The 12,327-nt window shown below is 74.2% G+C and carries 9 protein-coding genes; 5 read left to right on the forward strand and 4 right to left on the reverse strand.

Annotation, left to right across the window (positions count from 1 at the left end; all coding sequences use genetic code 11):
* Positions 1-43: 43 nt before the first annotated feature.
* A complete protein-coding gene (locus tag WMF26_RS33725) occupies positions 44-1,096 on the reverse strand; it encodes an ABC transporter permease (RefSeq protein ID WP_437332427.1) in 1,053 nt (350 codons plus the stop codon).
* On the reverse strand, positions 1,096-2,040 hold the full coding sequence (locus tag WMF26_RS33730; protein ID WP_437996085.1) for an ATP-binding cassette domain-containing protein: 945 nt from the start codon (positions 2,038-2,040) through the stop codon (positions 1,096-1,098). Before WMF26_RS33730 ends, WMF26_RS33725 begins: the two co-directional genes overlap by 1 nt.
* 356 nt (positions 2,041-2,396) lie before the next feature.
* Here WMF26_RS33730 and WMF26_RS33735 point away from each other — a divergent pair, with 356 nt between their 5' ends.
* From WMF26_RS33735 to WMF26_RS33745, 3 genes are read left to right on the forward strand one after another with little or no spacing between them, the layout of a single operon-like run.
* Entirely contained in the window at positions 2,397-4,103 is a 1,707-nt protein-coding gene (locus WMF26_RS33735; protein WP_437996086.1) for a protein kinase domain-containing protein, read from the forward strand.
* Positions 4,104-4,141: 38 nt separating this feature from the next.
* Entirely contained in the window at positions 4,142-5,431 is a 1,290-nt protein-coding gene (locus WMF26_RS33740) for a tetratricopeptide repeat protein (RefSeq protein ID WP_437996087.1), read from the forward strand.
* Between the two features lies 1 nt (position 5,432).
* Entirely contained in the window at positions 5,433-7,244 is a 1,812-nt protein-coding gene (locus WMF26_RS33745; protein WP_437996088.1) for a hypothetical protein, read from the forward strand.
* A gap of 202 nt (positions 7,245-7,446) precedes the next feature.
* Here WMF26_RS33745 and WMF26_RS33750 read toward each other — a convergent pair whose 3' ends face one another.
* Both WMF26_RS33750 and WMF26_RS33755 read right to left on the reverse strand, forming a co-directional pair.
* Positions 7,447-7,962 (reverse strand): hypothetical protein, encoded by a 516-nt coding sequence (locus tag WMF26_RS33750; RefSeq protein WP_437996089.1) that lies wholly within the window; start codon positions 7,960-7,962, stop codon positions 7,447-7,449.
* Between the two features lie 620 nt (positions 7,963-8,582).
* On the reverse strand, positions 8,583-9,341 hold the full coding sequence (locus tag WMF26_RS33755; RefSeq protein WP_437996090.1) for a hypothetical protein: 759 nt from the start codon (positions 9,339-9,341) through the stop codon (positions 8,583-8,585).
* Positions 9,342-10,005: 664 nt separating this feature from the next.
* On the opposite strand from WMF26_RS33755, the gene urtA reads away from it, so the two are divergent.
* Positions 10,006-11,310 carry an urea ABC transporter substrate-binding protein gene (urtA, locus tag WMF26_RS33760; RefSeq protein WP_437996091.1) on the forward strand — a complete coding sequence of 435 codons (1,305 nt, stop codon included), beginning with the start codon at positions 10,006-10,008 and terminating at the stop codon, positions 11,308-11,310.
* Between the two features lie 106 nt (positions 11,311-11,416).
* Positions 11,417-12,313 (forward strand): urea ABC transporter permease subunit UrtB, encoded by an 897-nt coding sequence (gene urtB, locus WMF26_RS33765; RefSeq protein WP_437996092.1) that lies wholly within the window; start codon positions 11,417-11,419, stop codon positions 12,311-12,313.
* Positions 12,314-12,327 lie beyond the last annotated feature (14 nt).

Below are 12,327 nucleotides of genomic sequence, written 5' to 3' on the forward strand. Positions count from 1 at the left end.
GCCGGCGAACCGCCCCGCTCCTCCGCTGGCCGCCGCGCGGGGGCTACTGCCAGCGGAAGAGCTTGAGGGCGAGCGCGAAGCAGACGACGCCCCAGCCGGCCAGCAGGGCGAGCTCGGGCGCGAGCGCGGCGAGGGGCGCGGCCTCGAGCATCACGCCGCGGAGCGCGTCGTTCAGCGCCGTGAGGGGCAGCGCCTGGATGAACGGCTGCATCGCCGCCGGGAAGCGCTCGGTCGAGAAGAAGACGCCGGAGAAGATCCACATCGGGAACATCGCCAGGTTGGTCAGGCCCGAGACGCCCTCGAGCGTCCGCGGGCGCGCCGCGACGAGCAGGCCGAGCCCGACGAACGACAGCGCGCCGACCACGATGACCAGCGCGAGCGCGGCGAGCGAGCCGGCGATCGGCACGCCGAGGGCGAGGACCGCGAACAGGAGCAGGGCGACGACCTCGATCGCCAGGAACACGAGCCGCGCCCCGAGGTGCGCGACCAGCAGCTGCCAGCGCTTCATCGGCGCCGCGACGAACAGCTTGAGGAGCTTGCCGATGCGCTGCTGCACGATCGAAAAGCCGATCGCCCACATCCCGGTCGACATCACGTTCATGCCGAGCAGGCCGGGCACGAGGAAGTCGATGTAGCGCGAGCCCCGCTCGGTCATCTCGAGCGCGGCCGGGCGGAACGCGTCCGCGCGCCCCGCCGCGCGCTGGAGCGCCTCGTCGACCTCGAGCCGGGCGGCGCGGCTCTCCGGCCGCGTCGGATCGAACCAGTACGTGGGCGGATCGGTGTCCAGCACGACCAGCGCGACCTTGCCGGTCCGGAGCTCCCGCTGCGCCTGCTCCCGCGGGACCACCCGGGGGGCGACCTGCCCCGAGGCCTCCAGCGCGGCGCGCCGCGCCTCGGCCCCGGCGCCCGCCTCGACGCTCACCGGCAGCGGCCCTTCGGCCCGGCCGCCGAACGCGACGGCCAGCGCCGACGAGAGCAGGATCGGGAACACGAGCATCCAGAAGATCGCCTCGGGCTCGCGCAGGAACTCCACCACCCGCGCCCGGATGAGGAGCGCGAGCGGCGAGCCGCGCAGGGAGCGGAGTCCCCTTGCCATCACGCCGCCTCCTCGCTCGCGAGCTTCCGCCCGGCGAGCGCCATGAACACGTCCTCCAGGCTCGCGTGGTGCGTCGCGAGCCGCCTCGGCGCGGCGCCGCGCGCGGCGCAGAGCGCGAGCAGCGGCGGGAGCACGCGCGCCACGTCGCGCACCGTGAGCCGGAGCGCCCCCTGCGCCGAGCGCACGGCCTCCACGCCGGGCAGGCCCCGGAGCTCCTCCTCGTCGAGCGCGCCGTCCACCTCGATCTCCACGACGTGCTCGGCGCCCAGCGAGGCGACGAGCGCCGCCGGCGTGCCGAGCGAGAGCAGCCGCCCGCGGTCGACGATCGCGACCCGATCGCAGAGGCGCGCGGCTTCCTCCATGTAGTGCGTGGTCAGGAGGATCGTGCGGCCGCGCGCCTTCAGGTCCTCGACGATGTCCCAGATCTCGCGGCGCGACGCCGGATCGAGGCCGGTGCTCGGCTCGTCGAGGAAGAGCACCTCCGGGTCGCCCGCGAGCGCGCAGGCGAGCGACAGCCGCTGCTTCTGCCCGCCCGACAGCCCGCGGACGAACGCGCCCGCCTTCTCCTGCAAGGACACGCGGCGCAGCGCCTCCTCCGGGTCGAGCCCGCGCGGGTAGAAGCTGCGGAACAGCGCGATCACCTCGCGGACCCGGAGCTTGTCCGGGAAGCGCGTCTCCTGGAGCTGGATGCCGAGGCGCTGGCGCAGCGCGATGCCGTCGCCCGTCCAGCGCTCGCCCAGCACCTCGACGTCGCCGGCGTCGGCCCGGGTCAGCCCCTCGAGGATCTCCACCGTGGTCGTCTTGCCCGCGCCGTTCGGGCCGAGCAGGCCGAAGCACTCGCCGCGCCGCACCTCGAGGTCGAGCCCGTTCACGGCCACGACGTCGCCGTAACGCTTGACCAGACCGCGGCAGACCAGGGCGGGAAGAGCGGACACGGAACGCATGTATCGCGACGAGCGCCGAAAAGGAACCGCCGCGCTGCAATCAACCGCAGACGACGCGGACGGCGCGGACGACGCGGACGACGCGGACCGCGCAGGCGGCGCGTGCCGGGCGGAGGCGCGCTCCAGATCGCCCGCGGCGCACGGAGCGCGCCCGCACGCGCCCACAGGAGCGCCGGAAAATTCGACAGCCGACGCGACGCATTGCCTCTCCGGAGAATCGAATCTCACCAGAGCCTGCGGCAAGCGCGACGAGCGTGGCCCTGCAAGGAACCATCCGGTCCGAGATCGTGGCTGGCCGGTCTGCAATCTCAGAGCGACGGAGTGGGGGGCGCGTGGTGAGCGATGAAGAGGGAGTGGTGCCCGTGCACTGCGGCGAGGTCATCGCGGACCGCTACCGGGTCGAGCGGCTGCTCGGGATCGGTGGGATGGGGGCCGTCGTCGCGGCGCGGCACCTGTCGTTGGGCGAGCTCGTGGCCATCAAGTTCATGCGGGCGGAGCACTGCGGGAACGCGGCGCTGCTGAGGCGGTTCCAGCGCGAGGCGCGCGGGATGTTCCGGCTGAAGACCGAGCACGTGCCGCGGGTCTACGACCTGGGCGCGCTCGCGCCGAGGGCGGGGGTCGCGCTGCCGGTGCCGTACATCGTGATGGAGCACCTCTCGGGCAACGATCTCCGCTCGATCGTGGAGCGCCGCGGGCGGCTGCCGGTGGACGAGGCGGCCGAGTACGTCCGTCAGGCCTGCGTCGCGCTCATGGAGGCGCACGCGCTCGGGATGGTGCACCGGGACCTGAAGCCCGCGAACCTGTTCCTGACGTACCGGACCGACGGCACGCCGCTCGTCAAGGTGCTCGACTTCGGGGTCGCGAAGTTCACGTGCGCGAGGCCCGAGGAGGACGGGCTCGAGATGACGACGGCGCGGTCGGTCATGGGCTCGCGCCGTTACATGGCGCCCGAGCAGATGCTCACGCCCAAGGACGTGGACCTGCGCGCCGACCTGTGGGCGCTCGGGGTGGTGCTCTACCAGCTCGTGAGCGGCGCGCTGCCGTTCGGCGCGGAGACGCTGGAGCAGCTCGTGCTCGTCGTGTCGGAGCAGGCGCCCCGGCCGCTGCGGAGCGCGTGCGCCGAGCTGCCCGAGGGGTTCGAGGAGATCGTGATGGGCTGCCTCGAGAAGAACCGGGCCCGCCGTCCAGCCTCGGCCCGCGAGCTCGCCGCCGCGCTCTCGCCGTTCGCGCTGCGCGGGCCGCCCGACGCGACGCTGCCCACGGCGGTCCACCGGAGCCAGCCGACGTACACGTGGCTGGACGAGGGGCCGCCCACGTCCGCCGTCCGGCCGCCCACGACCGCCATCCGGCCGTCGGAGGCGCCGGGATCCGGGGTCCGCCGCCCGAGGCGGGCTTGGCTCGCGGCCGGCGCCTTCTCCGCGAGCGCCGCGCTGGCCGCGACCGTCGCGCCGCCCGGGTGGCCGCGCTCGACGGGGGTCGCGTGGTCCGACGGCGCCAGCACGCAGCACCTCGCCGGGGTGCCGCAGGGGCTCGCCGGGGTGCCGCAGGGGCTCGCCGCAGGGCCCCTGGGGACCACCGCGGCGGACGGGTCGTACCTCGCGCCCCGCACCGCCGGCGACGGCGCGCTGCACGGCGGCGACGGCGCGGCGTGCGGCGCGCCCGAGACCGACGTCGGAGCGATGCTCCCGGACGTGTGCGGCGGTGCCGGCGCCGTCGCGCCGGCGAGAGGCGCGCCGCACGCGCGGGCAGGCGCAGGGAGACCGCCGCGGGCGGCCGCGCGCACGGCGCTCGTGGCCGGGGCGTGGGTGGACCCGGCGCCGCAGGGGCGGTCCGAGCGACAGGAGCCGCCGGGGGCTTCCGGGGATGCGCCCTCGGCAGGGCGCGATGGGACATCGCGGCGGACTGGGCCGACCGAGGCGCGCTCGCCGGCGGCCGCGGAGCTGGCGGCTCCGGTGCCGGCATCCGGTCCGGGCACCGCGGCCGGCGCGCCGATCCCCGTGGCGGCGCCCGGCCGCGGCGCGGAAGCCCCGCCGTCGGCAGGCACGCAGGACAGCCCCTGGTGATCGCCATGTGCCGAGGAGCTCTCCCGAAGCTCAGCTGCTTGCGTCCGCGCGAGCTCGCCTGTGCCCTCGCGGCGCTGTCGTTGCTCCTCTCGCCGGCGAGCGGCACGGCCGCCGCGCCCGGCATGGGGCACCCCAACCCGGGTCAGCTCAACCTGGGTTCGTCCGGCTCGCACCTCAACCCGGGTCAGTCCAACCCGGGTTCGTCCGGCTTGAGCCACCCCAACCCGGGTCAGCCCAACCCGGGTCAGCCCAACCCGGGTTCGTCCGGCTTGAGCCCCCCCAACCCGGGTCAGCTCAACCCGGGTCAGCCCAACCCGGGTTCGTCCGGCTCGGCGCACCTCAACCCGGGTCAGCCCAACCCGGGTCAGCTCGGGGCGCACAAGGAGCAGGTGCTCGCGCTGTATCAGGCAGCGAGGCAGCTGCTCGACGCCGGGCGCGTCGCGGAGGCCTGCGCCGTGCTCGAGCAGGGCAGGACCCTCGATCCGACGGCGATCAACCTCCTCCTGCGGCTCGGCGAGTGCCTCGCCCGCGCGGGCAGGACCGCGGGCGCCTGGAACGTCTTCAGCGAGGCCGCGGCCGTCGCGAGGAGCGCGGGCGACCCCCGCGCCGCGCGCGCGGCCGCGATCGCAGCGGCGCTCGAGCCGCGGCTCTCGCGCATCACCATCGACGTGCCCGCGGCCACCGCCGCGCCCGGCCTGGAGATCCGGCGCGACGGCGTGCTGATCCCGCCCGCGCAGTGGGGACGGGCGCTCCCGGTCGATCCTGGAACGCACACGGTCGAGGCGCGCGCGCCCGGCAGGAGGCGCTGGTCCACCGTGCGCGCCGTCCCGCCCGACGGCGCGCGCGAGCTCGTCCACGTGCCCACCCTGGAGCACGATCCGCCCCCGCGCGCGCCCTCCGCGGCGCTGCCCGGCCCCGGTGGGCAGGCGCCTCGCCTCCTGGCGAGCGCCGGCCGCAGCGACGGCGACGGCGGCGGGCGCGCGCAGCAGGTGATCGCGCTCGCGAGCGGCGGCGCCGGCCTCGTGGGGCTCGGCCTCGGCGCCGCGTTCGGCCTCGAGGCCATCGCCCGCCGGGACGCCTCGAACCGGGGCCACTGCGACGCGCGGAGCCGCTGCGACGCCGCCGGGGTCGCGCTGCGCGAGGACGCGCAGGCGGCCGGCACCGCCTCGACGATCGCCTTCTCGGCCGGCACCGCCGCGCTGCTCGCGGCCGGCCTGCTCTTCTGGACCGCCCCGCCGAAGGCCGCCGCCCCGCCCGCGCGCCGCGCCGCGGCGGCGGCCACGGCCGGCCCCGGGGCGTTCTCGCTCGTCGTGGGCGGGAGCTACTGACATGCGCGCGCGCGGCTCGATCCCGATCGTCGGACGGCTCTCGCGCGGGGCGCTCGCGGCGCTCGTGGCGCACGGCTGCGCCGGCTGCAACGCGCTGCTCGAGCTCGAGGACGGCATCCTCGTGGAGGAGCGCTGCGAGCCGCTCTCGGCCGTCGCCTGCTACACCGGGCCGCCGGCGACCGAGGGGGTCGGCGCCTGCCGGACCGGCCTCCGGCGGTGCAACGCCGCCGGCGACGGCTACGGCCCCTGCGAGGGCGAGGTGACCCCCGCGCCGGAGCGCTGCGGCAACGCGGCCGACGACGACTGCGACGGCGCGGTCGACGAGGCGGACGGCGGCGCAGGCGACCCCGCGGCCGGCGGCGTCTGCGCCTGCGCCCCGGGCGCGGTCGAGGCGTGCCCGTACGGCGGCCCGCCGGGGACCCTCGGCGTCGGCGCGTGCAGCGCCGGCCAGCGGACGTGCGGGAGCGACGGCCGGTGGGGCGCGTGCACCGGCGAGATCACGCCGCGCGCCGAGGACTGCGCCACCCCGGCCGACGAGGACTGCAGCGGCGGAGGCGACTGCGGCGCGGTGATCCCCGGCGGGGTCCTCGGCGCGCTCCTCGGCGGCTCCGGTCACCAGTGGGCGCGCGCGCTCGCGGCGGGCCGGGACTTCGCGATCCTGGGCGGCGAGTTCGAGGGCTCCCTCGATCTCGGCGCCGGCCCGATGCCGACCGGCGCCGATCGGGACATCTTCGTGGCGCGGATCGAGGCGGACGGCGCGGTCGCGTGGGTGCGGCGGCTCGTCCGCGAGGGGAAAGGCGCGCTGCGGGCGCTCGCGGTGGACGCCGAGGGCAATGTCGCGATCGTGGGCGAGCTCGAGGGGATGATGGACGCCGAGCTCACCGCGGACTCGCTGCAAGGGTTCGTGATCAAGCTGGACGCCGACGGCGGGCTGGTGCGCTGGGGCGAGTTGCTCTCAGGCAAGCCGCAGGACGTCGCGATGTCGGCGGCGGGCGACGTCGTGGTCGCGTCGGCGCTCCTCGGGCACGGCGGGAGCGACGTCGAGGTGACCCGGTACAGCCCCGAGGGTGAGCAGCTCTGGGAGCGGGTCTTCGACGGGCCGGGGACGCAGGAGCCGACGGGCGTCGCCGTGGACGCGTACGGGGACGTGCTCCTGACGGGGACCTTCGAGGGCGACCTCCACTTCGGCGAGGGGGCGCCCCACCTCTCGTCCGCGGGGATGAGCGACCTCTTCCTGGCCAAGCTCGACGAGGGCGGCGAGCACGTCGCGTCGCGGTCCTTCGGCGACGGCCGCCGCCAGCGCGGGGGCGACATCGCGATCGGGCCGGGCGGCGAGATCGCGCTGAGCGGGACGTTCGAGGGGCTGCTCAGCCTCGGCGGCGGCAGCGCGCTGTTCTCGGACGGCTTCTCGGCGTTCGTTGTCGAGCTCGGGGCCGCGCGGGAGCACCGCTTCAGCCGGGCCTACGCGGCGGAGCAGCCGCCGCACCTCGCGCTCGAGGCGGACGGCGGGCTCGTCCTCGCCGGCACCGTCGAGGGGCCGACCGATCTCGGCGGCGGGCCGCTCGACGGCGCCGGCCGCGGCGGCGACATCGTCGTGGCGCGGCTCGACGCCGAGGGGCGCCACGTGTGGAGCAAGCGGCTCGGCCCCGGCGCCGGGGAGCGCGGCGGGAGCCGGTCCGCGGCGGGCGTCGCGGCGCTCGTGGACCGCGGCCACGTCCTGCTCGCAGGGACCGTCGAGGGGAGCGTGGACCTCGACGGCGTCGCGGCGCAGGCGCGCGGGGCCGACGTCCTGCTGGTCCGGCTCTCGCCGTAAGGTCCCCCGGCGGCTGGCTCGACCGCGCGCGGCCGCTCAGGCGCGACCGCGCGCCGACACAGTACCAGCCCAGCCAGCCGGCTCGACCGCGCGCCGACAAAAACAGGACAGGCGACCCACGGGTGGTCGCCTGTCCTGCCCGGCCAGCGCCGGTCGCCCCAGGATCTCTGGCGCGCGGCGCTCGCTCAGCGTTCGCGAGATCTCACTCGCTGCAGGAGCTCAGGCACTCGAAATACGGGCTGCAGTCCTCATCCCCCTCGCAGTCCGTGGCGGCGGCCTCGTAGCAGGGAGCGTCCGCCTCGAGCTCGTTCAGACACATCACGCAGTCGGGGTTCGTCACGTCCGTCATGCCACCTTCGTCGGAGCAGGAGTCGGTCGTGGCATCGGTCGTGTCGCACACGTCGGCGCACGGCGAATCCGCCGCACAGCCACACTGAGAGAAGATGTAACCCATGATGAGCGCGCTCTCATCCGGGAGCTCCTCATCGCAGCACGTCTGACAGGTGGCCGCGCTCTCCTCGGCGCAAACACCGCCCCCGCCCTCGCCGCCCTCGCCGCCTTCACCGCCGGTCCCCGACGTGGTGGTCGTCGTGGTGGTACCCGCGCCGCCCTCGCCGCCCGTGCCGCCCTCGCCGCCGTCGCCGCTGCCGTCGGTGACCGTACAGGCCGCCATCGCACACACGCTGACCAGGATCGCCGCAAAGTTGAAAGCTTTCATCCCTGAATCCTCCGACAAGAAGAGTTGCGCTGCTCATGGGGAAGGACGCGTCGGGCGACGCCGCCCGGCAGCCCTCCCTGTGCACTTCAGCGCCGCCGTTGGCGCCGGGTTCTGTTCCTACACCAGAAATTTACGCGATGGTATCCGCTGCGTGCTCACAGCTGCGCCCAGGGGGCGCCTCCCGGCGGTCGTTCGGAGGGCATGCGCCTCCGCGAAACGCGGCCGCCGTGGTGTGTGCGCGATCGGCCATCGGCGAATTTGTGAAGCAGGAGCAGACCCTACCACGGACGCGACGCGAGGGATCGAGCGCGCCGCGTAGATAACCTGCTCTCCGGGGCCACGGCGAGATGCACCACGAGCGGAGGCGTGCTCAGCGGCTCGTGCGAAGACACGAAGCCGGCAGAGCTCGCCCGTGCGACATCGCCCTACAGGCGAGCGGACGAGCGAGTCAGCCCTGTTTGTAGCGGTGCGTCGTCCGGACGACCGCGCCGCGCAGCCGGGCTGAGCCGCGCGGCCCAGCGCGCCGGCGCGACGCCTCGGCAGCTTGCTTTGCGCTCCGACGAAGCGCTTGAGCTCCCACGAAGCAGGGAGTTCGCGGGCGCCTCGCGGGGCGCGCGGCGCTACGAGCCGCCCGTCGCGCGCCGCATGGCGCAGTCGAGATCGCCCTTGCAGGGATCGCTCGCCGCGCGCGCGCCGCCCTGGCTCGGCGGGGCGGCGCCGCCGCCGGTCGGTCCGCTGCTCTCGGCGCGCCTCGCCGCCGCCTTGCCCGCGCCTCCCGGGGCAGCGGGCCGGGCCTTCGCGCCGCGCGCGGTGCGCTCGTTCGCCTTGTCGCCGCGCTTCGGCGAGGTCGCTGCCTCGCGCTCGGCCTGGGCCTTCGCCTCCACCTTCGGCAGGCGCGAGAGCGCCGCGCTCGCCGCGGAGCGCACCCCGGGCTGCGCGGCCGCGCGGAGCGCCTCGCGCGGGGCGCCGAGCCACACCGCGCTCGCCACGACCGCGGCGCCGGCGACGGCCATGACCCCATACCGCGCGCCCGCCGCCCGCCGCGCGCGCGGCGGACGCAGATCGACGGGGACCTCGGAGGGCACGGGCGTGAGATCGGGTGGCCTGAACGCCGGCTGCTCCGGCCCGCCGAACGGGAAGAGATCCAGATAGCTGCTGCGCTGCTGATCATCGCCGGCGGCCAGCCCCTGGATATCCACCATCCCGGAGCCCTTTGGCCCCTGATCGCCCCGCGCGCCCGCTGGCTTCGCGGCGGCGGCCTCCACCGCGAGCAGCGCGCTCAAAGAGATCACCACCGAGTTCTCGTCCCGCGGCCCGGCCGCCGCGCCGTCCGGCGCAGCATCGCCGTTCGAGGATCGCTTATCCGCATCACCGGACATGGATTTCGTGCTTCCCATACGCTCCACCCCGCCTGCCCTCCGTGTCGTCCGAGCACAGGGCGCAGACAGCATCCACCAATTTACGTGGACTCCTCCGCTCTTGATACAAGTTTTTCGCTGCACTGGAGAGCGCACCTCCTCGCAACAGCGCCGGAGCGCTCAGCGCTCGTGCGCGCCGAGGACAGAGCGCCCCACACCGGTTCGGCGCCAGCGACACCGGCGCGGAGGGTCGGACGCCGGGCCGGCGCTCCGTCTGCCCGGCCGCGCGGGCGCCTGGGGCGGCTCCGCCTGCGCGCGCCGCCCCGCCGCCCGCGGTGTTCCGCCCGCGCATCGCCGCGGCGCTGTCGAGACTCGCTTTGTCATCGGGGACCCCGATTGACGCTGCGGAAAGCGCACCTCGTCCCCCGGCCGGTCGACATTTCATCTCGACGAAACCTCGAGGAAACATGGCGCTCGGCATAAGACATCTCACCACGACGTCGTGTCGCTGGCCCCTGTCCGAGGGCCGAGCCTCGCTGTGCGGGGCGGTCCTTCGGTGTCCGGCCGGGAGTCTCCAGTTGCCGACTCCCGAGCTTCCCAACGGCTCTTGTGCAGTCGGTTTCGCCGCGCCGCGTCGATGCAGGGCATCGAACGCGCACCGGCACCCAAGGAGGATGCGTTGAATATGTTCACGTCTGGGCTAAGCGTCGAGGAGCGGCCGGCGGCGGGCTCCTTTCGGCGGCGGTCGCTCTGCGTCGCGGCGGCGGCCCTCGCCGGCGCGGCCTTGCTCTCCGCCTGCGGCAACGAGGGCAAGGAGGCGCCGGCGCCGGGGGCTTCGCCCGGGGCGGCGCCCGCCTCGGACAGCGCCACCATCAAGGTCGGCGTGCTCCATTCGCTGAGCGGCACCATGTCGATCAGCGAGGTGGCCGTCAAGGACGCGACGATCCTCGCGATCGAGGAGATCAACAAGGCGGGCGGCGTGCTCGGCAAGCAGCTCACGCCGGTGATCGAGGACGGCGCCAGCGACTGGCCCACGTTCAACGAGAAGGCGAGGAAGCTCGTCCAGCAGGACGGCGTCGCGGTCGTGTTCGGCGGCTGGACCAGCGCCAGCCGCAAGGCGATGCTGCCCTCGTTCGAGGAGCTGAACGGCCTGCTCTTCTACCCGGTCCAGTACGAGGGCCTGGAGCAGTCGCCCAACATCTTCTACACCGGCGCCGAGCCGAGCCAGCAGATCGTCCCCGCGGTCGACTACCTGCTCGAGAAGGGCAAGAAGCGCATCTACCTGCTCGGCTCGGACTACGTCTTTCCGCGCACGGCGAACAAGATCATCAAGGCCCAGCTCGCGGCGAAGGGCGGCGAGCTCGCCGGCGAGGAGTACCTGCCGCTCGGCGGGACCGAGGTCAGCACGATCATCAGCAAGATCGCCGCGGCCAAGCCGGACGCGATCTTCAACACGCTGAACGGCGACAGCAACGTGGCGTTCTTCAAGCAGTTCAAGGACGCCGGCTACACCGCCGACAAGGTGCCGGTCCTCTCGGTGAGCGTCGCCGAGGAAGAGGTGCGCGGCATCGGCGCCGACAACATCGCCGGACACCTCGTCTCGTGGAACTATTACCAGACCACGGACACCCCGGAGAACAAGAAGTTCGTCGAGGCGTACAAGGCCAAGTACGGCGCCGCGCGCGTCACGGACGACCCCATCGAGGCGGGCTACTTCGGGGTCTACCTCTGGAAGATGGCCGTCGAGAAGGCGAAGTCGACCGAGGTCGCCAAGGTGAAGGAGGCGGTGAACGCCGGAGGCATCGAGTACGCCGCGCCCGAGGGGCTCGTCCGGCTCGACGGGAAGAACCAGCACACGTGGAAGACGGTGCGCATCGGCAAGGTCCGGCAGGACGGCCTCATCGACGAGGTGTGGAGCACGGGCAAGCCGATCCAGCCGGATCCGTACCTCACCGCATACCCCTGGGCGAAGGAGCTCGCCGCGAAGTAGCGCGGCCGGCCGCGCGGAGCGCACAGGGGGATCGCCGTGGTCCCCGCTGTGCCTCTGCGGCTCGAACCTCTCTTGCGCGGCGTCTCAACCGCTTCGGTGCTCTAGCATGAACGAAGTTCTCCTCCACGCCTTCAACGGCCTGAGCCTGGGCTCGATCCTCCTGCTCATCTCGATGGGCCTCGCGTTCTCGTTCGGGCTGATGAACGTGATCAACATGGCCCACGGCGAGTTCATCATGGCGGGGGCCTACACGACGTACGTCGTCGGGCAGCACCTCGCGCCGCTCGTCGGGGGGACGGACGCCGGGCTCTGGTTCCTGCTCGCGCTGCCGGCCTCGTTCCTCGTGGCCGGCGTGCTCGGGCTCGCGCTCGAGCTCTCGATCGTGCGCTTCCTCTACGGCAGGCCGCTCGACACGCTGCTCGCCACATGGGGGGTCGGCCTCGTGCTGCAGCAGGCCGCGCGCAGCCTGTTCGGCGCGTCCAACGTGCAGGTCTCGAGCCCGTCGTGGCTGAGCGGCGGCGTCGCGCTGTCGGGCGGCGTGCAGCTGCCTTACAAGCGCGTCTTCCTGATCGCCCTCGTGATCGCGTGCATCGCCGCCGTCTACACGTACCTGCACCGCTCCGCGGGCGGCAGGCGCCTCAGGGCGGTAATGCAGAACCGGGAGATGGCCTCGTGCCTCGGCGTCCGCACGCGCCGGGTCGACGCCGCGACGTTCGCGCTCGGCGCGGGGCTCGCCGGGATCGCCGGGTGCGCGCTGACGCAGCTCGGCTCGATCGGCCCGTCGCTCGGGACGAACTACATCGTCGACGCCTTCATGGTGGTCATCCTCGGCGGCCTCGGGCGGCTGCCCGGGACGGCCATCGCGGCGCTCGTGATCGGCATCGCGAACACGCTGCTCGAGCTGTCGACGACGGCCTCGCTCGGCAAGGCGCTCGTGTTCGCGCTGGTGATCGCCTTCCTGCAGTGGCGGCCGACAGGCCTGCTCGCCCTGCGCACCCGATAGGAGAGGACACGGAC

The sequence above is a fragment of the Sorangium sp. So ce185 genome (genome assembly GCF_051526825.1).
Lineage (GTDB): Bacteria > Myxococcota_A > Polyangia > Polyangiales > Polyangiaceae > Sorangium > Sorangium cellulosum_D.

Bases quoted from the DNA above. Each gene is read 5' to 3' on its own strand.
- WMF26_RS33725 (WP_437332427.1), bottom strand. From the start codon at position 1,096: ATGGCAAGGGGACTCCGCTCCCTGCGCGGCTCGCCGCTCGCGCTCCTC.
- WMF26_RS33730 (WP_437996085.1), bottom strand. From the start codon at position 2,040: ATGCGTTCCGTGTCCGCTCTTCCCGCCCTGGTCTGCCGCGGTCTGGTC.
- WMF26_RS33745 (WP_437996088.1), top strand. From the start codon at position 5,433: ATGCGCGCGCGCGGCTCGATCCCGATCGTCGGACGGCTCTCGCGCGGG.
- WMF26_RS33750 (WP_437996089.1), bottom strand. From the start codon at position 7,962: ATGAAAGCTTTCAACTTTGCGGCGATCCTGGTCAGCGTGTGTGCGATG.
- WMF26_RS33755 (WP_437996090.1), bottom strand. From the start codon at position 9,341: ATGTCCGGTGATGCGGATAAGCGATCCTCGAACGGCGATGCTGCGCCG.
- urtA (WP_437996091.1), top strand. From the start codon at position 10,006: ATGTTCACGTCTGGGCTAAGCGTCGAGGAGCGGCCGGCGGCGGGCTCC.
- urtB (WP_437996092.1), top strand. From the start codon at position 11,417: ATGAACGAAGTTCTCCTCCACGCCTTCAACGGCCTGAGCCTGGGCTCG.